The sequence below is a fragment of the Kineosporia sp. NBRC 101677 genome (assembly GCF_030269265.1).
Classification (GTDB): Bacteria; Actinomycetota; Actinomycetes; order Actinomycetales; family Kineosporiaceae; genus Kineosporia; species Kineosporia rhizophila.
In genome coordinates this window covers 237,079-255,422 of the sequence record NZ_BSTA01000012.1, presented here as the reverse complement: position 1 = coordinate 255,422, position 18,344 = coordinate 237,079, and the positions used below count along the sequence as shown (strand labels likewise).

The following is an 18,344-nucleotide window of genomic DNA, read 5'->3' as shown; positions in this document are numbered from 1 at the left end:
CATTGCTAGGCAAGTCCCCGACCACCGAGCAGAGATCCGAGCGGTTCGAACATCATGACGGCGCACCTCGAAGACCCGGCCGGTACGGCCATCGACCCCGACGACCTGGCCCTTTGCCTGAAGGTCCTGTCGCAGGTGGAGAACCTGCCGGACGACCACCCGGACTTCGTGGCGGTCCGCCTGGCCACCGCCAAGATCTTCAAGGCGGCCAAGGAGCACCGGCGCCGCGAGCGCCGGGCGGCCATCCTGGCCAACGACGCCGCCGTGACGGCCGCCACAGCCACCGGGGCCCCGGGCCGGATCGACGACGAGACGCAGGGCCTGCCGCTGAGCTCGGCCACCGCCGACGGCTCGGCCGGCACCTACCTGCAACCGCGCGGGTGCTACATCTGCAAGCAGAAGTACACCCAGGTCGACGCGTTCTACCACCAGCTGTGCCCGGACTGCGCGGCCCGGAACCGGCAGCGCCGCGAGGCCCGCACCGACCTGAGCGGGCGCCGGGCCCTGCTCACCGGGGGCCGGGCCAAGATCGGCATGCACATCGCGCTGCGGCTGCTGCGCGACGGCGCCCACCTGACCATCACCACCCGCTTCCCGGCCGACGCGGTGCGCCGCTTCACCTCGATGGACGACAGCGGCGACTGGATCCACCGGCTGCGCATCATCGGTGTCGACCTGCGCGACCCGGCCCAGGTCACCGCCCTGGCCGACGACGTGGCCGCGCAGGGCCCGCTGGACATCCTGATCAACAACGCTGCGCAGACCGTGCGGCGCTCGGCCGGCGCCTACGCCCCGCTGGTGGCGGCCGAGAAGGCACCGCTGCCGGACGGGCCGCTGCCGGAGATGATCACCATCGGCCGCACCCTGGACGCGCACCCGGAGGCGATCGACGCCCTCACCGCGGGCGCCGAGGGGCACTGGGCCCCCTCCCCGCACGCGCTGACCGCGCTGGCCCTGACCGCCGGCTCGGCCTCCCCTGCGCGGATCGCGGCCAACACCGCGATCGACGCCGGCGGCCTGGTGCCCGACCTGCACCACACCAACAGCTGGGTGCAGCCGGTGCAGGAGGTCGACCCGGTCGAGCTGCTGGAGGTCCAGCTGGCCAACAGCGTGGCGCCGTTCATCCTGATCAGCCGGTTGCGGGCCGCGATGGCCGCGGCCGCCGCCGAGCGCAAGTACGTGGTCAACGTCTCGGCCATGGAGGGCAAGTTCAGCCGGGGCTACAAGGGCGCCGGGCACCCGCACACCAACATGGCCAAGGCCGCGCTGAACATGCTCACCCGCACCAGCGCCCGGGAGATGTGGGAGACCGACGGCATCCTGATGACCGCGGTCGACACCGGCTGGATCACCGACGAGCGCCCGCACCCGACCAAGATCCGGCTGGCCGACGAGGGCTTCCACGCCCCGCTCGACCTGGTCGACGGCGCCGCCCGGGTGTACGACCCGGTGGTGCGCGGCGAGGCCGGCGAGGACCTGTTCGGGGTGTTCCTGAAGGACTACGAACCTACCGACTGGTGACGTCGGGCCCGTCCGGCCCGTCCGGCTCGTCGGTGGTCTCGGCCACCCGGTTGCGGCCGGCCTGCTTGGCCCGGTAGAGCCCGGCGTCGGCGCGGGCCAGCAGCGCGGCCACGTCCTGGTCGCCGGGGCGCAGCCGGGCCACGCCGATGCTGATCGTCACCGCCAGCGGGCCGGTCCGGGTCGGGACCGGGGTCCCGGCCACCGCGGCCCGCAGCCGCTCGGCCATCTCCAGGTCCGGGTCGTCGCTCTGCTGCAGCACCGCGAACTCCTCACCGCCGTAGCGGCCGATCGCGTCGCTGCTGCGCACCTGGGCGGCCAGCCGGGCGGCCACCTCGCGGATCACGTCGTCGCCGGTGGGGTGGCCGTGGGTGTCGTTGACCCGCTTGAAGTGGTCGATGTCGATCATCATGCCGATCAGCGGGCGGTCCTGGCGCCGGGCCGCCTGCAGGTCACGGGTGGCGACCTCGAAGAACCGCCGCCGGTTGGCCAGCTGGGTCAGCTCGTCCACCACGGCCAGCTCGCGCACCTGCTCGAACAGCGAGGCCCGGTCGTAGGCGGTCATCGCCAGCGCCACCAGGGCGCTGCCCACCTCCACCGCCTCGCCCAGGTTGACCTTCGGGTCGGCGGTGGCCAGGACCAGCACCCCCAGGTCGGCGTCGGTGGCGTGCAGGGGCAGGGCCAGCCACGAGGCCACCCCGGGCAGGGCCTGCCGCACCGGCCCGGGGGCGTCGGCGCCCTCACCGCCGAACGGTGTGCTCGCGCTCTCCTCGGGCAGCAGCAGGGCGATGTCGGCCGGCAGCATCCCCGCCCCGCGGCCGGCGCACTGCACCAGCCGCTCGAGCACGGCGGCCTTCTCCACCGGCTCGGCCATCCGCTCCTGGGCGGTCTGCAGCGAGCGGGCCAGCTCGGCCGCGAGCTGGGCGGCTCGCTCGGCGGTCTGGGCCCGGATCGCCCGCTCGGCCGCCCGCGCGGTCTCCAGGGCCGAGGCCAGCACCCCGGTCAGCGCGGTCAGGATCTCCAGGTCGTCGTCCGAGAAGATGCCCTTGGCCACCCGGCTGTCCAGGTAGACCACGCCCAGCAGGCGGTCCTTCAGCTTCATCGGGGCGATCAGGATCGAGCGCAGGCCGTGCAGCACCACGCTCTGGGCGCCCAGCGCGGCGCCCTCCTCGGTGCCGGTGATCACCTGCGCCCGGCCGGTGCGGTGGACCATGTCGACGAGGCTGGTGGAGTAGCCGGTCAGCTGGGCCAGGTCGTTCCCGGCGGCGTCCCGGCCCAGGTGCGGCACCAGAGCACCGGTGCCCTCCTCGACCAGGAACAGGAAGGCCCGCTCGGCGGCCAGGATCCGGATCGTCTCCTCCAGCGCGATCCGGGCCAGCACCCGCGGGTCGAGCACCCGCGAGGCGGCCGCACTGACCTCCTGCAGGGCCTCCAGCCGCTGGCGTTCATGACCGTTGGAGTAGCCGGTCACCGCCCCGCCCACGCTGCTGGAGCCCGGGCGCTCCTCGACCGGCAGCGCGAACTCCGCCGCCACCGACTCGGCCCGGCGCGGCCAGCCCTCGAAGACCGCGATCGCGTGGGCGGTCCGGGCCCGGCGCCGGCTCTCGGCCGGGTTCAGCGGGCGCAGCGCCCGGGCCGCGATCCGGGCCGCCTCGAAGGCCGGCGTCGGCAGATCCTCCTGCCCGGCCACGTCCAGGTCGTTGAGGGTGTCCAGGGCCTTGCGGGCCTGCCCCTGCAGCACCATCAGGTCGGCCCGGGCGATCGTCCAGAACGCCTTCATCTCGTCGGTGTTCGCCGCGCGCCCCAGCAGCTCCACGGCCTTGGCTGCCTGGTTGGTGCGATGGGCGCCCTCGGTGGTGGTGGGCCCGCCCGCGGCCCGGGCCTGGGCCAGGCGCGCGGCGGCGATCAGGTAGAAGATCGGCCGGTTGGCCCGCCAGATCAGGCTCGGCGGCAGGCGCAGCGCCTCGAAGTCGTCGATCGCGTGGTCCACCGGCGGCCCGGTCTCGCCGTCCTCCAGCAGCACGAACAGGGCGGCCATGACATGCACGAAGCGCAGCTGGCGGGCCCCGATCTCCGCGGTCCAGGCCTGCAGCCGGCCGAGCTCGGTCTCGGCCTCGACCCGACGGCCCAGCAGGGCGGCGGTCATCGGGGCGGCGGTGACGAAGGTGGTGATCTCCTCGGCCCGCCCGCTCAGCTTGGCCCGGCCCTGGGCCAGCCAGTACTCGGCCTCGTCGGTGCGACCGGCGAAGCAGGCGGTGAGGTTGAAGGCGCTCATCGCGTCGATCGCGGTGGCGAACTCCAGCCAGGGCCCGAACTCCTCGAACTGCCGCCGCCAGCCCGCCCCCTCGGGGCGGTTGCCGGCCCAGGCCCCGCCCAGGCGGAACGAGCGCACGAGCGAGCGGATCGGGCGGGTCTGCGCCGACAGGTCGGCGTCGCAGCGGCGGAAGCAGCGCTCGGCCGCGCGGTTCAGGCCGAGGGCGGCGAACAGCACGCCGACGTTGAGCTGGGCCGCCACGAACCGGCGGCCGTGCCCGAGCTTGGCCGCCCAGTACAGCGAGCGCAGGTTGTGGGCGAAGTACTCGGGCACCCGCATGCCCAGGCTGGCCCCGCTCAGCGCCGCCTCGTGCAGCCCGGCCATGGTCAGGGCCCGCCGGCGGGCCTCGCCGGAGGCGTCGCCCAGCAGCGGTCGCAGCCGGCGGCGCGGCACCGAGACCAGGGCCATCAGCACCGAGGTGAGCAGCAGCCAGAACACGTTGCGCGGCAGTGGCCGGCCGGTGGCCGCGAAGCCCTGGTGGATCGCCTCCTCCAGCTCGTCGCTGCGGTAGCCGCAGCGGTGCACCTCGGCCAGCTGGGTGTAGATCGCGCCCTGGGCCAGCGGGTCCGGCTCGGCCGCGAGGGCCTGCTCCAGACGCTGGCGGGCGGCGGCGAACTGGCCGGACTGCTTCAGGGCCCGGCCCAGCAGCACCAGCAGGGCGCTGGTCCCGGCCGTGCGGCCCGGGCCGACCCGCAGCGCGTGCTCCAGGAACAGCACCGCGTCCTCGGCCGAGGACTCCTCCAGGGCCAGTTTCCCGGCCTCCATGCAGGCGGCCAGGACCTTCTCGGCCGGGGCGGCGGGCCCGGCCTGCATGTAGTGCCGGGCCACGGCGAAGGTGTGGGCGACGGCCAGGGCCGGTGAGGGGGCCGGGCGGGCCGCGAGCACGTCGGCGATCCGCCGGTGCAGGGCCTGCAGGCCGCTCTGGTCCAGGTCGGACAGCAGGGCGTCGGCGATCCGCCCGTGCAGGAACCAGAACGTGCCCTCCTCGCCCAGCTCGATCAGGCGCTGGCGGGCCGCCTCGGCCAGGGCCCCCTGCACCGCGGCGGTGCTGCGCTGCTCGACCGCGGCGATCACGTCGACCCGGATCTCGGCGCCGATCGCCGCGGCGGTGACCAGCAGGTCGCGGGCCTGCGGGGCCAGGTTCTGCACGCGCTTGAGCACCAGGCCCATGGCGTCCTGGGGCAGGGCCAGGGCGTCCAGGCCGTCCAGGTCCAGGCGCCAGGTGCCCCAGGCGGGCCAGAGCAGGCCCGCGTCCAGCACCGCCCACAGGTACTCCTGGGCGACGAACGGATTGCCGTTGCTGCGGGTGGTCAGGGCCTTCAGCGCGGCGTCGGGCAGGTGCTGGCCGGGCACCAGCGAGCGGATCTGGGCCCCGATCGAGGCCTCGTCCAGCGGGGCCAGCTGCAGGCTCACGTCCAGCACCGTGCGGGCCGAGGCGAAGAAGGCGGCCAGGTCGTCGTCGTGCAGCACCTGTTCCAGGGCGTCGTCCCGGCCGGTGCTCAGGTACATCAGCGGCGCACCGCGGACCTCGGTGGCCAGGTGGCCGATCACCTGGGTGAAGGAGGCGTCGCCGGAGGTGGTGTCGTCGAGGATCAGCAGCAGCCCGCCGGAGAGCCGGGCCAGGGCCAGCAGGGCCTCGGCGACGGCGATGCCGAACTGCTCCTCGGTGCGCTGCTCGGCCAGCTCGGTGACCGAGGCGGAGACGGCGCCGGTGGGCAGGGCCACCGCCCGGGAGCCACCGGCCGGATCGGCCTGGCCGGACTGGTCGGCCTGCTCGGTGGTGGGCCGGAGCACGGACTCCAGGCTGGGGGCGATCCGCTTGATCATCTCCGGCGACCAGGTGTCGAACACCTCGCGCAGGCGGGAGGCCCGTTCCCAGCGCTCGCCCCAGGGCAGCCGGGCCAGCTGGTGCAGGTGCGCCTCGAACGCCTCCCGGAAGGGGGCGAACGGCATGGTCTCGCCGGGCAGCACGCGGGCCCGCAGCACGGTCCCGCCGGCCTCCTCGACCAGGTCACCGAACTCGTTGACCAGGCGGGTCTTGCCCAGCCCGTTGGCCGAGCGGACGAAGGCGAACCCGCCCGCGACGCTGCCCGCCCGCGTCCACTCCTCGCGCAGGGTGTCCAGCTCGGCCTGGCGCCCGAACATCGGCGCGGTCTGCGGGGGCCGGACCGGGCGCTGCTTGCCCACGAAGTCGCGCAGGTCGGCGGCCAGCGCCTGACCGTCCGGGTAGCGGTCGTCGGGGTCCTTGGCCAGCAGGGTGTCGACGATCGCGGCCAGCTCGGGCGGGGTGCCGGGGACCAGGACGGTCAGGTCGGGCGGCGGCTGCGAGGCGTGCGCGCGCAGCAGCTCGCCGACGTCCAGCGACGAGAACGGCAGCACCCCGGCGAGCGCCTCGAACATGATCACGCCGAGCGAGTACAGGTCCGAGCGGTTGTCCACCGGGCGCTTGAGCATGCCCGCCTGCTCCGGCGCCGAGTAGGCCAGGGTGCCCACGGCCGGGGACTCGCCCTCGCCCTCGGAGTCGCCCTCGCGCGCGGTCAGCCCGAAGTCGATCAGCCGGGCCTGCCCGTCGGGCAGGACCATCACGTTCTGCGGCTTGAGGTCACGGTGCACCAGACCGCGGGCGTGCACCGCGGCCAGCGGCTCGATCACGTCCAGGGCCATCGTCGCGACCTGCTCCGGCACCAGCGCCCCCCGGTCCAGCACGTCGGCCAGCGAGGTGCCGCGCACCAGGTCCATCACCAGGTAGGGCCGCCCGCCCGCCAGCCCGACCTCGTGCACCCGGGGCAGGGCCGGATGGTCCACGGCGGTCAGCAGCGCGGCCTCCTTACGCAGCGCCGCCAGGTCCTGCGGCGTCTGCTGCCCCGAGGCCCCGACCGGCCGGTCCAGCAGCTTCAGCGCGTACTCGGCGCCCTCGTCCTGACCGGCCCCGTCCCGCCGCACCCGGTAGACCGTGCTGCCCGCTCCCCCGCCGAGCTGCTCCAGGAAGACGAACCCGGGCACCTCCACCGGCACGCCGAGGGGCGCCGTGCTCTGCGTGGCCCCGGCTCCTGTGGCCGTTGCTGGGCTCCCTCTACGTTCCGGTGTCACACGAATGCGGTCGGCGAACGTGGATCGGCACTTGACGCGGGGTAGCCCGTGCGGGGGATACCCCGGGCCGGGCCCGTCGGCCGGACCGGTCACAATGACCGAGGCCGCTTCTGGCCAAGTACCCGAACGATGGAGCGCCCTGATGACGTATCGCCCCGATCCCGCCCGTTACGACGGCAGCATGCGCTACCGCCGCTCGGGTCGTTCCGGGCTCGACCTGCCCCTGCTCTCGCTGGGGTTCTGGCACAACTTCGGCGACGACAAGCCCTGGGCCGTGCAGAGGGACATCGCGCTGCGGGCGTTCGACCTGGGCATCACGCACTTCGACCTGGCCAACAACTACGGCCCGCCCTACGGCTCGGCCGAGATCAACGCCGGCCGGCTGTTCGCCACCGACCTCAAGCCCTACCGCGACGAGCTGGTCATCTCCTCCAAGGCCGGCTACGACATGTGGCCCGGCCCCTACGGCCAGGGCGGCGGCGGCCGCAAGTACATGCTGTCCTCGCTCGACCAGTCGCTGGAGCGGCTGGGCCTGGAGTACGTGGACATCTTCTACTCCCACCGCTTCGACCCGACCACGCCGCTGGAGGAGACCGCCTCGGCGCTCGACGCCGCGGTGCGGGCCGGCAAGGCGCTGTACGTGGGCATCTCCAGCTACACCGCCGCGGAGTCGCGCACCATGGCCGGGCTGCTGCGCGAGCTGGGCACGCCGCTGCTGATCCACCAGCCCTCCTACAGCATGCTCAACCGCTGGATCGAGGACGACGGCCTGCTCGACGCCGCCCACGACGAGGGCTTCGGCGTGATCGGCTTCAGCACGCTGCAGCAGGGCCTGCTGACCGACCGCTACCTCAACGGCATCCCCGAGGGCTCCCGCGCCACCCAGGGCAAGTCCCTCGACGCCGGCCAGATCACCGACGACCTGATCGGCCGGCTGCGCCAGCTGTCCGGGATCGCCGAGGAACGCGGCCAGACGCTGGCCCAGCTCGCGCTGGCCTGGGCCCTGCGCGACGAGCGGGTGACCTCGCTGATCATCGGCGCCTCGTCGGTGAAGCAGCTGGAGCAGAACGTGGCGGCACTGGGCAACCTGGAGATCGCCGCCGACGAACTGGGCCGGATCGACAGCGTGCTGGCCGAGGCGGTCAAGGTGACCCGGCCGTGGACCGGGGCCGAGCGCTCCTGACTCCGGTCGTCCGGGTGTGATCACCGCTGCGGTGGTCACACCCGGGCGCCGCTCGGCGCGTACCGCTGCCTACGGCGGCGCCACGATCAGCTCGCAGCCGGTGCCCTACGGCTGCGCGGGGATCAGCTCCAGCCGGTCTGCAGCGCCGGCGCGGGCCAGCAGCTGCGCGGCCTGCTCGCCCGTGCGCAGCACAACCGCGTACTCCTTCTCGATGCCCAGCCCGAACCGGGCGGCGGCGATCTCGGCCAGGTGGCGGCGGCCGATCACTCCGATGAGCCACACCACCACTCCGAGCGCGACCAGCAGGACCGGGGTGAGCAGGTCACCGTCGTCGAGGGTCAGCGCGGCCCCCGCCACGAGACCGGCGCCGACGATGCCGGACAGGGCGGTGGACGAGTGCACCAGTGAGGTGCGCACCCGCTCGCGGGCGGCGATCACGGCCAGCGCCTCGTCGCACTCGCGCTGCAGGCCGGCCAGCGCCGCACGGCCCGGCAGCGCCAGGTCGCGGCGGAAACGCAGGGTGACCAGAGCGGGGTTGCGGCAGCCATCGGGGTCGAAGGCGTCGAGCAGCCAGCCGAGGTGCCGGTAGGCGTCGCGGTAGACCCACTCCAGCCGGCGCGGGGCCTGCACGGTGGCGTACTCGTAGACGGTCTCGCGGACGGTGTCGTGAACGGTGTCGGTGCGCTCGTCGGTGGTTCCGGCCTTGCCCGCCTGGTCGTGACCGGCGTGGCCGACGGCGACGTCGGCGATGGTCTCGGACATCAGGAAGTTCCCCCAAGGTCGTGCCGCGGACCGCCCGATGCCGTCCGCCGGCCTGCATAAGCCTGCTACCTGCAACTACCCAGCACATCCGCCTGGGGGAGCATTCCCGGGTACGACGTGAGTCGTACTACGCCGCCCGGGCGTCCTCCTACGGATGACATCTCTGATGATGTGCGGTGGGCCGCTGGAGATACTCAGGGATCACCCGGAAGATCACCCTGAGCCGTCGGGGAGGTCACTCAGTGATCCCATCGGCACCCGGCGCGGCCCGCAAGCCGACCCGACCCTCAGGCGAGAGATAACTCAATGTCAGGGTTGTGTCCGGATCGGCGAATTCGCCTGCGGACGGTCACACCCGCCCGATAGTGTGCACCTACTGTCGCAGGCACGGCATCAGCCGAACTCAGGAGAAGACTCGACGTGTACGACCTCCGGCCCGGGGATCCGGAGCAGATCGGTGAATTCCGCGTAGTCGGGCGTCTCGGCGGCGGTGGCATGGGCACCGTGTACCTCGGCGAGGCCCCCGAAGGCCGTCTCGTGGCGATCAAGGTCGTGCACGAGTACCTCGCCACCGACCCGGAGTTCCGGCGCCGGTTCGGGCACGAGGTGGAGGCCGCGAGCCGGATCTCCGGCACCTACACCGCCGAGGTCCTCACCGCCGACCCCGACGCCCGGTTGCCGTGGATGGCCACCGAGTACGTCGAGGGCCGCAATCTGCTCCAGACCATCGAGGCCTCCGGCCCGCTGCACCCCGACGACGTGCTCGACCTGGCCGCCGGCGTGGCCGACGCGCTGACCGAGATCCACCGCGCGGGCGTGATCCACCGCGACCTCAAGCCCTCGAACATCCTGATGTCCCCGCAGGGGCCCCGGGTGATCGACTTCGGTATCGCGCGGGCCGCCGAGGCCAGCACGGTCACCAGCACCGGCAAGATCACCGGCTCGGCCGCCTACATGTCGCCCGAGCAGGCGGTGGGCAAGCGGGTCGGCCCGGCCACCGACATCTTCTCCCTGGGCGCCCTGCTCTACTACGCGGCCACCGGTGAACCCGCCTTCGGCACCGGCCCGGCCACCGCCATGCTCTACCGCACGGTGCACGCCTCGGTCGACATGACGCCGATCCACTCCGCCGAGCTGCGCGACCTGATCGACGCCTGCCTGGAGAAGGACCCAGAAGACCGGCCCAACGCCAAGCACGTGGCCATCGCCGCGCGCACCGGCCAGCCGGTCACCCGCCTGCCGCGCAGCACCCCGCCCACCGGCATGCAGACCCCGGCCGAGATCGCGCTCACCGCGCAACTGGGGGCCAACAGCGCCTACGACGCCCTGATGGACCAGGTGGCCTCGGCCACCGCCGGGCGCGGCAACCCGGTGATCGCACCGCCCGAGCAGCGCCGGGGCGAGCCGCACCGGGGGGAGCAGCCCTGGTGGCGCACACCGATCTTCGCCCAGGCCGCCGGGGGCGCGGTGCTGCTGGTCGCGGTCGTGGTCGGCGGCGTCATCATGCTGAACCAGGACGGCGGCCAGAAGGAGGATCCGGCGGCCAACGTCTCCGGTTCGCAGGAGGAGGGCGGCCTGGCCCCCACCGCCAGCGCCTCGTCCACCGTGATCAAGGACAAGGACGGCAAGCTGCGCACGGTGCCGGCCACCGCCCCGAACAACATCCCCACGGCCGGCGCGACCACCCGGCCCGACGGCACGGTGGTGATCCCCAGCGGCAGCACCACCCGGACCGCGACCGCCGGGCCCTCGCGCACCACGGGGCCGAAGCCCTCCGACTCGGACACCCCGGACGACGACGTGCCCGATGACGACGACGACCCGACGGTCACGTCCAAGCCGACGGTCACCCCGACCACGACGGCCGCGCCCGACCCGACGGTGACCACCGACGCGCCGCCGCCGACCACCACCCCGGCCGACCCGACCACCACCACGCCGGACACGGGCGGCGAGCCCACCGGCGACACCGGTGGCGGCGCCGCGGGCAACCCCTAGAGCAAACGCAGAACGGCCGGGTGAAAGCACCCGGCCGTTCTTCGTCAGGCCGGCCGCCGGGCCAGGAAGTCCGCCACCCGGTGCCCGTTGGCCAGCCCCCGGGCCTCGTACTTGGTCACCGGACGCCAGGCCGGGCGCTCCACCGCGCCGTCGTTCTGCAGTTCCAGCCCCGGCTCGGCCCGGAGCACGGCGGCCATCTGCTCTGCGTACGGCTCCCAGTCGGTGGCGCAGTGCAGCAGCCCACCCGGAGCCAGCCGGTCGGCCACCAGTGCGGCGAAGCGCGGCGTGACCAGGCGGCGCTTGTGATGGCGGGCCTTCGGCCAGGGGTCGGGGAAGTACACCCGTACCCCTGCCAGGCTGCCTGAGGGGATCCGGCTGCGCAGCAGTTCCTCGCCGTCACCGTTGAGCACCCGCACGTTCTCCAGGCCGCCCTCGACCAGCGCCAGCACCAGATTGCCGACCCCGGGGGTGTGCACGTCGGCCGCGAGTACGCCGGTCGCCGGATCGGCCGCAGCCATGCTCAACGTGCTGCTGCCCGTCCCGAACCCGATCTCCAGCACCACCGGCACCCCCGGGCCGAACAGGGCCTCGAGGTCGAGCGGGCCCTCCGGCACCTGGAAGCGGGAGAAGTGCGCATCCATCGCCTCACGCCGGACGAGCCCCATGCGTCCCCTGCGCAGTTTGTACGAGGGCACGGCGGGAGGCACGAAGGTATCGGTCACCTGGACATTATCCGCCGCTGCGGGCGTGCCCCGTGAACTTCGGGGGCTGCTGACGCCCCGAGCGCACCGGCGGCGCCGGCACCACGCAATCGCCCTCGCCGTCCTGCCAGGGGCGGTCGGGGTGACCGCCGGCCAGCGCACTCTCGTACAGCTCGACCTTGCGGCTGACCGCCTCCAGGCTCGCCGCCAGCCGGTCCATCTGCCGGCGCACCTTGTCCTGGTGCTCGCGCAGCAGCTCGATGCGCTGCTGCTCGTTGCCCTCACCGGCGCGCACCAGCTCGGTGTAGCGCGCCAGGTCGGCCAGCGGCATGCCGGAGTCGCGCAGCCGGGTGAGCAGCTGCAGCCACTGCACGTCGCTGCGGCCGTAGACGCGCCGGCCCGTGGAATCGCGCGCCACCGGATTCACGAACAGGTTCTCCTGCTCGTAGAACCGCAGGGTGTGCGCACTCAGACCGGTCTCGGCGCTCAGCTCACCGATGCTCATCGCTTCCGCAGTGGTGGTCACGGAATCCAGCCTAAGCGGGCTTGTCCTCGAGTCCACTCGAACTCCTAGCGTCTACCAGGTCGCCATCGAGAGGACTGAGCAGACATGAGTACCTGGATGATCACCGGCGCCTCCGGCGGGTTCGGCCGGCTGATGACGGAAAGGCTTCTGGAACGCGGGGACACGGTGATCGGCGCGGTCCGCCGGCCGGAGGCCCTGGACGACCTCGCGGCGAAGTACGAGCGCCTGCGCACGGTGCAGATGGACCTGACCGACGCAGAATCGGTGCGCACGGCCACCGACCAGGCCTTCACCGCCGGGCGGGTCGACGTGGTGGTGAGCAACGCCGGCCACGGAATCTTCGGCGCGGCCGAGGAACTCACCGACGCGCAGATCCGCCGCGTCATCGACGTGAACCTGCTCGGCTCGATCGCCGTGATCCGTGCCGCCCTGCCGCACCTGCGCGCCCAGGGCGGGGGCCGGATCCTGCAGGTGGCCTCGGAGGGCGGGCAGATCGCCTACCCCAACTTCAGCGCCTACCACGCCAGCAAGTGGGGTATCGAGGGGTTCGTCGAGTCGGTCGCGCAGGAGGTCGAACCGTTCGGGATAGACTTCACCATCCTCGAACCGGGGCCTTCCCAGACCGGTTTCGGCACCGCCCTCGACACGGCCCCGGCCACCGCGGTGTACGACCGGACGCCCTCCGGCGACATCCGGCGGGCTCTGCAGGAAGGCGGCCTGGCCTGGGTGGATCCCGGCAAGGTGGCCGACGCGTTCATCGCCGTCGCCGACGTCTCCCCCGCACCGCGCCGCCTGGCCCTCGGATCCGGCCCCTACCAGCAGATCGAAGACGCCCTGAAGTCCCGGCTGGCGGAACTGCAGGCGCAGCGTGAGGTCACCACGTCGGTGGACGCCTGACCGGGCGGGGCCTCCCGTCCGCCGGGAGGCCCCCCGTCCGTCGATGTCCTCAGCTGACCTGCTGCAGCCGGATCAGGTTCCCGGCCGGGTCCCGCAGCGCCGCGTCCCGCACGCCGTAGGGCTGGTCGGTCGGCTCCTGGACGATGTCCACGTCGCCGCCCTGCAGCTTCTCGAAGGTGCCGTCCAGATCCTTGGTGGCCAGGTTGATGCTGGCGAAGGTGCCCTTGGCCATCATCTCGGCGACCACCCGCTTCTCGTCCTCGGTGATCCCCGGGTCGGCGGCGGGCGGGTAGAGCACGATCGAGGTGCCGGGCTGGGCCACCGGCCCCACGGTGATCCAGCGCATGTTCTCGTAGCCGACGTCGAGGCGTACCTCGAAACCCAGGACGTCGCGGTAGAAGGCCACCGAGGCCTCCGGGTCGGTGTGCGGCAGGAACGTCTGGTGAATGGTGATGTCCATGCCGCTCAACGTAGTCGCGTGGCTGTGACCAGCGCTTCTCGATTCCTGACCGGTGCAGCGCCCTGGGGCGCGGAAGTGCCATGCTGGTCGGTATGACGTCGTTGGAGGATCTGGTCCGGCTGCGCCGGGCCCGCGACAAGATGGACCGCGACTACGCCCAGCCCCTCGACGTGGCCGCGCTGGCCCGCTTCGCGCTCATGTCCCCCGGCCACTTCTCCCGCAGCTTCAGAGCAGCGTTCGGGGAGTCCCCGTACAGCTACCTGATGACGCGGCGGATCGAGCGGGCGATGGCCCTGCTGCGCATCGGCGAGCTCAGCGTCACCGACGTCTGCCTGGCCGTGGGCTGTTCCTCGCTGGGCACCTTCAGCTCCCGCTTCACCGAACTGGTGGGCGAGAGCCCGAGCGCCTACAAGGCCCGCGCCGAGCACGCTGACGGGGCCGGGGTCGCGCCCTGCATCGCCAAGATCCACACCCGCCCGGTGCGTCACCGCCAGCCTTCGTAAACTGCCGAATTATGGACGGGAAAACCCTCCGCACCCTGGCCGTGCGCATCGCCACCGCGTTGCCCGAGGCCGAGTTCGGTTTCCCGTTCGGCCCCGAGCACGAGGTGGCCAAGGTGGTGGGCAAGGTGTTCTTCCTGGCCACCGAGCTGCGCGGCGAGCATCTGGTCACGCTGAAGTGCGAACCCGAGCACAGCCTGGCCCTGCAGGAGGAGTTCGCCGGCGCGGTCTTCCCCGGCTACCACATGAACAAGAAGCACTGGATCTCGCTGCGGGGTACCGACCAGGTCGACGAGGACCTGGTGGACGAACTGGTGCGCACCTCGTACACCCTGGTGGTGGACACGCTCCCCCGCGCCGCCCGCCCCGGCCTTTCCGCCCAGGCTCTCAAAGGCCTTCAGATTGAGGACGATTGATCGCCTCAGCTTTCGCTGTCGGTGTCCAGGCGCTGCGCATCGGCCTGCGGGTACGCGGCCCGGTTCAGCCACCAGTCCTCCAGCCGCACCCGCAGCAGCAACAGCAGTGGGGCGGCCAGGGCGCCGGGCTGCAGAGAACGGCCGTCGAGCACGAACCGCACGCTCCACCGCTGCAGCCGACCCACCCCGGAAGTCTTTGCCCCGGAACGGTGTTCGCCGATCTCGACGGTCAGCTCGACCAGGGGCACCCGTTCCGGCCGGGGCACGAGCCGCACCTCGGTGACCCGCAGCGACCAGGCGCTGAGCGGGATGCGCTCGCGCACGTTCAAACGCTCGGTGATCTGTGCGGCGGGAAGCGGGAGCTCGTAGCCGGCGTCCATGAGTCCACGGTAGAGCGGGGCAACCGGGGTATGTAGAGGTCTTTCGTCCCCAATTGGGTTTTCCTGAGCGGGAAAGGTGCTACTGCTGCACCTTCTGACCCACCGGAGACTGCTGCGCCACCCGGATGACGGTGCGCCCGGCCGGCTCTTCCCGAAGCGCGCATGATCCGAAGCATCCGCCATGGGGATGGGTCTCGGGCGACGCTACGCCCTGGTCGTCGCGACCCTGGTGGTCGTCTACTGGCTGGTCCCCGCCGGGCTGGGCCGCAACGTCGTCGAGATCCTGGTCGGCCTGGTCGCGATGAGCGCCCTGATGCTGGCCGCCCACAACGACCGCGCCCACACCACCGCCTGGCACATGTTCGGCATCGGGGGCACGCTCATCCTGGCCGGGGACTGCGTGCAGGCCTGGTACCGGTGGTCGGGCTCCCCGCAGCCGTATCCCTCGCTGGGCGACCTGGGCTATCTGCTCGGCTACGGCGCACTGAGCCTGGGGCTGGTGCTGCTGCAGCGCGGGCGGCCGCTCACGGTCAGCGGAGTCCTGGACACCGCCGTGGTCACCGTGGCCGGCGGGCTCGTGCTGTGGATAGCGCTCGGAGACCATCTCGGCCCACCGGGCGAACTGGTCTGGTTCACCAGCCTGGCCTACCCCGTGATGAACATGCTGCTGCTGGCCCTGATCGTCTGGATCATCACCAGCCCGGTGGCGGTGCTGGACGCCGTCATCTCCCGCTGGCTGGCCCTGAGTATTGCGGCCCTGCTGATCGCGGACACCGTGTTCGGACTGTCGGACTCCTCGCTCAACTTCCAGGACCGCCTGTTCTCGATGGGCTATCTGACCATGTACGCGGGCTGGACGGGGGCCGGAGTGCGGGCCGCCAGCAGGCCCGAACCCCCTGCCCCGAGCCAGGAGACGTTGCTGTCTCCGCTGTGGCTGCTCGGCATGTACGCGGCGTTGCTGGTCGTGCCCACGATCCTGCTCATCGACTACCTCAACGACCACCAGGACAGTCACCTGCCCCTGGCGGTCGCCTCCTTCTTGCTGTCGGTGCTTGTACCGGCCCGGATGTGGCTGTCCATGCGCCAGCTCGTGGCCTCCACCCGGCAGAGCGACGCCTTCCGCGACGACCTGGCCCACCAGGCCGCCCACGACCACCTCACCGACCTGCCCAACCGCGCCTACCTGATGGAGCTGCTGTCCGCCCAGATGCACCGGGCCCGGCGCTCGGGCAGCGAGGTCGCCCTGCTCTTCGTCGACCTGGACTTCTTCAAACGGGTGAACGACCAGCTCGGCCACGCCGCCGGCGACGAGGTCCTGCGCACCACCGCCGACCGGATGAAGAGCGTGCTGCGCGCCGGGGACGTCCTGGCCCGCCAGGGCGGCGACGAGTTCGTCGTCCTGATCGACCCGGTGCCCACCCCGGCCGAGCTGATCGACATCGCCGACCGGCTGGTCAAGGCGGTCAGCGTCCCGATCATGACCGCCGCCGGCAAGGCCTCGATCGGGGCCAGCGTGGGGATCGCCCTGGCCCGGGACGGACAGATCGACGCCGAGCAGCTGCTGCAGGACGCCGACCTGGCCGCCTACCGGGCCAAGAGCAACGGCCGGGGGCGGGCCGAGATCTTCGACCAGGCGCTGCGCTCGGAGCTGGAGGCCCGGGCCAAACTCGAGCACGACATCCGCACCGGCCTGTCCGGCGGCGAGTTCGAGCTCCACTACCAACCGGTCATGAGCGTGGCCACCGGCCGGCTGCGTTCGTACGAGGCGCTGATCCGCTGGCGGCACCCCCAGCGCGGCCTGGTCCCGCCCGACGAGTTCATCCCGACCGCCGAGGAGAGCCTGCTGATCTGCGAGATCGGCCGCTGGGTGCTCGGGCGGGCGACGAAGCAGCTGACCGAGTGGACCCGCGAGGACCCGGCCGGGCACCACGACGTCACCGTGGCGGTCAACATCTCGGCCCGCCACCTGGCCTCCAAGTCGCTGGTCGACGAGGTGCGCAGCGCCCTGCACGACAGCGGTCTGGACGCCCGCCGGCTGGTCCTGGAGATCACCGAGACCGTCCTCATGGACGAGCCCACCGCCGACGCGCACCTGCGCGACCTGCGCGCCCTCGGGGTCACGGTGAGTCTGGACGACTTCGGCACCGGCTACACCAGCATCGGCCAGCTGCAGAAGCTGCAGGTCGACACCCTCAAGATCGACCAGAGCTTCCTGCGCTCGGACGACCCGGCCACCCAGGCGCTGGTCGCGCTGATGATCACCGCGGCCCACGCCTTCAACCTGGACGTGGTGGCCGAGGGGGTGGAGACCGAGGAACAGCTGCAGCGCCTGTCCCGGATCGGCTGCGAGCTGGCCCAGGGCTACTACCTGGGCCGCCCCCTGCCCGCACGGGAGGCCCGGATCGCCAGCGAGCCGGCCCGCTAGTGGAACTGCGCCAGGTGCCGGGCCAGCACGTCGTCCCCGAAGTCGTTGTCGGGGTCTCGCCACACCGAGTGCACGTGGTTGCCGTTGCGCTGGGTGTTGTCCCACTCCGCCAGCAGGCCCGGCGCCTGTAGCCGGAAGTAGTGCGGCTGCCCGGGTTCCTGACTACCTGCCCAGGCGAAGTGCACCCCGTCGAAACGCTTCCCCGCGTACTTCTCGGCCTCCCGTTCGGCCAGGGACCTGGGCACCCGGTCGATGAACGTACCCAGCAGCCGACGCAGCACAGTCTGCTGATTGGCCGACAGCCAGCTTGCCGGAATGCCTTTGGGCTGGGACGAGTACCGCACGGCCTCACGGTGCTCCGGCCGGGTTCCTGCCCTGACCTCGGCCATCTCGTGCACGGCCTCCACGGAGTCCCGGAGGCGGGGCGAGGTGAAACGGCTGCGCCAGAGCTCCCCCAAAGGCATCACGTCGTCCCCGTCCACAATTTTGGGACGGTTCCCAGTGACCAGGTCTACGGGCGCCACCGGCGCCAGCACCGCCCTGGCCGCCTGTTCTCCGTCCAACGAGCGCACCAGCTCCCCCGCCAGATCTTCAGTGGCCCCCAGAGGACGAAGGAACAGACCACCAAGAAGCGGGGACGAGGCGGGGTCGGCTCCCAGGAAGCAGGGGGTGCTGGCCTGCACGGCACCATCAAGAATCAGGTGCTGCACGGAGACGTGGTGCCCGCCGAAGCGCCACGACCACGGCCCACGAGTACCCGCCTCGTGCGGGTCACCGAAGACCCGCAGCCAGTACTGCTGCGGGTCGCGCCCCCGCGCCCGCCCCCAGTCGACCTCCCACCCGTCGGCCTTGTCCAGCACGTTCTCCAGGCCGATGATCGTGGAGACGGTGACGTACCCCGGATCGGACAGGCCGCTGGCCAGCAGCCGCATGGCCAACCCCTGCTGCCCCGGCCGCATCTGGGTCAGCGACAGGCCACCATGGTCGGTCGGCGTGTAGTACCAGCGGTGCCGCTCTTCGTCCGAGGGCCAGGGACACATCGCCTGCGCCCGCTGCGCCGCGTTCAGGCTGCCCAGCCAGGCGCGCGCGTTCTCGGCCATGACTGCCGCGAGATCCCCATTGGTCACGCCGTTCACGCTACGTCCGCCGACCGTGCTCCTCAACGCCTGCCCAC

The 18,344-nt window shown here is 72.3% G+C and carries 14 protein-coding genes; 7 read left to right on the top strand and 7 right to left on the bottom strand.

From position 1 onward, the window contains the following. The first annotated feature begins 54 nt into the window (after positions 1–54). Positions 55–1,521 carry an SDR family NAD(P)-dependent oxidoreductase gene (locus tag QSK18_RS29730; protein ID WP_232815116.1) on the top strand — a complete coding sequence of 489 codons (1,467 nt, stop codon included), beginning with the start codon at positions 55–57 and terminating at the stop codon, positions 1,519–1,521. Here the strand turns inward: QSK18_RS29730 and QSK18_RS29725 are convergent. After that, positions 1,508–6,847 carry a diguanylate cyclase gene (locus QSK18_RS29725; RefSeq protein WP_232815115.1) on the bottom strand — a complete coding sequence of 1,780 codons (5,340 nt, stop codon included), beginning with the start codon at positions 6,845–6,847 and terminating at the stop codon, positions 1,508–1,510. The two genes, QSK18_RS29730 and QSK18_RS29725, sit on opposite strands and share 14 nt — an antisense overlap. A gap of 217 nt (positions 6,848–7,064) precedes the next feature. On the opposite strand from QSK18_RS29725, the gene mgrA reads away from it, so the two are divergent. After that, positions 7,065–8,105 carry an L-glyceraldehyde 3-phosphate reductase gene (gene mgrA / locus QSK18_RS29720; protein WP_232815114.1) on the top strand — a complete coding sequence of 347 codons (1,041 nt, stop codon included), beginning with the start codon at positions 7,065–7,067 and terminating at the stop codon, positions 8,103–8,105. Positions 8,106–8,210: 105 nt separating this feature from the next. Here the strand turns inward: mgrA and QSK18_RS29715 are convergent, their stop codons facing one another. Further along, positions 8,211–8,867, bottom strand: coding sequence for a hypothetical protein (locus QSK18_RS29715; protein WP_285625972.1), 657 nt, complete (start codon positions 8,865–8,867; stop codon positions 8,211–8,213). A 420-nt stretch (positions 8,868–9,287) separates the two neighbouring features. Here QSK18_RS29715 and QSK18_RS29710 point away from each other — a divergent pair, with 420 nt between their 5' ends. Beyond that, positions 9,288–10,865, top strand: a complete 1,578-nt coding sequence (locus tag QSK18_RS29710) for a serine/threonine-protein kinase (RefSeq protein WP_232815112.1) — start codon at positions 9,288–9,290, stop codon at positions 10,863–10,865. A gap of 44 nt (positions 10,866–10,909) precedes the next feature. Here the strand turns inward: QSK18_RS29710 and trmB are convergent, their stop codons facing one another. Both trmB and QSK18_RS29700 read right to left on the bottom strand, forming a co-directional pair. After that, positions 10,910–11,587, bottom strand: a complete 678-nt coding sequence (gene trmB, locus QSK18_RS29705; protein WP_285625967.1) for a tRNA (guanosine(46)-N7)-methyltransferase TrmB — start codon at positions 11,585–11,587, stop codon at positions 10,910–10,912. Positions 11,588–11,594: 7 nt separating this feature from the next. Then, positions 11,595–12,092 carry a MerR family transcriptional regulator gene (locus tag QSK18_RS29700; RefSeq protein ID WP_232815110.1) on the bottom strand — a complete coding sequence of 166 codons (498 nt, stop codon included), beginning with the start codon at positions 12,090–12,092 and terminating at the stop codon, positions 11,595–11,597. A gap of 84 nt (positions 12,093–12,176) precedes the next feature. Between QSK18_RS29700 and QSK18_RS29695 the strand changes: the two genes are divergently transcribed. Next, a complete protein-coding gene (locus QSK18_RS29695) occupies positions 12,177–12,989 on the top strand; it encodes an SDR family oxidoreductase (protein WP_285625962.1) in 813 nt (270 codons plus the stop codon). 49 nt (positions 12,990–13,038) lie between these two features. Here QSK18_RS29695 and QSK18_RS29690 read toward each other — a convergent pair whose 3' ends face one another. Next, entirely contained in the window at positions 13,039–13,449 is a 411-nt protein-coding gene (locus tag QSK18_RS29690; protein ID WP_285625959.1) for a VOC family protein, read from the bottom strand. A 92-nt stretch (positions 13,450–13,541) separates the two neighbouring features. Between QSK18_RS29690 and QSK18_RS29685 the strand changes: the two genes are divergently transcribed. Further along, a complete protein-coding gene (locus tag QSK18_RS29685; RefSeq protein WP_232815107.1) occupies positions 13,542–13,952 on the top strand; it encodes a helix-turn-helix transcriptional regulator in 411 nt (136 codons plus the stop codon). Positions 13,953–13,963: 11 nt separating this feature from the next. Next, the gene (locus tag QSK18_RS29680) at positions 13,964–14,365 is read left to right on the top strand and encodes an MmcQ/YjbR family DNA-binding protein (protein ID WP_285625954.1); all 402 of its coding nucleotides are present in this window, start codon (positions 13,964–13,966) and stop codon (positions 14,363–14,365) included. A 5-nt stretch (positions 14,366–14,370) separates the two neighbouring features. Here the strand turns inward: QSK18_RS29680 and QSK18_RS29675 are convergent, their stop codons facing one another. Then, positions 14,371–14,745: a hypothetical protein gene (locus tag QSK18_RS29675; protein WP_232815105.1), complete on the bottom strand. Its 375-nt coding sequence runs from the start codon at positions 14,743–14,745 to the stop codon at positions 14,371–14,373. Between the two features lie 181 nt (positions 14,746–14,926). Between QSK18_RS29675 and QSK18_RS29670 the strand changes: the two genes are divergently transcribed. Then, positions 14,927–17,170, top strand: a complete 2,244-nt coding sequence (locus QSK18_RS29670) for a putative bifunctional diguanylate cyclase/phosphodiesterase (RefSeq protein ID WP_232815104.1) — start codon at positions 14,927–14,929, stop codon at positions 17,168–17,170. Here QSK18_RS29670 and QSK18_RS29665 read toward each other — a convergent pair. Next, positions 17,167–18,297: a DUF3500 domain-containing protein gene (locus tag QSK18_RS29665; protein ID WP_285625947.1), complete on the bottom strand. Its 1,131-nt coding sequence runs from the start codon at positions 18,295–18,297 to the stop codon at positions 17,167–17,169. The genes QSK18_RS29670 and QSK18_RS29665 overlap by 4 nt on opposite strands. Positions 18,298–18,344 lie beyond the last annotated feature (47 nt).